We start from the raw sequence: 284 nt of genomic DNA on the forward strand, positions 1-284 counted from the left end.
AGGGGCGGACGCGCGGGGGATGCCGGACGTCGGAGGCCACGCGTAGGATCGGCCGCATCGACCACCGACCTCAGGAGACGATGATGTCCGACGTGCAGATCACCGAGAAACCCCTCCCGTTCGTCCGGCTCGCCGCCCTGACCGAGACGGTCGGCTCGCAGCCCGAGGTGAGCGCCGTCGTCGGCCCTCTCTTCGACAGGGTCGCCGACGCGATCGTCGCAGCCGGCGGCGAGCCGGGCCTGCCCATCGCCGAGTACGACATGAACAAGCACGGCGTCCGCGTC

Annotated in this window: 1 protein-coding gene; it reads left to right on the forward strand. The window is 71.1% G+C overall.

Annotated features, from left to right (window positions below; genetic code table 11):
• Positions 1–83: 83 nt before the first annotated feature.
• The coding region (locus J4G32_RS21325) for a hypothetical protein (RefSeq protein ID WP_210497720.1) at positions 84–284 on the forward strand (201 nt) is incomplete at its 3' end.

This window comes from Microvirga antarctica, from assembly GCF_017921815.1.
Lineage (GTDB): Bacteria > Pseudomonadota > Alphaproteobacteria > Rhizobiales > Beijerinckiaceae > Microvirga > Microvirga antarctica.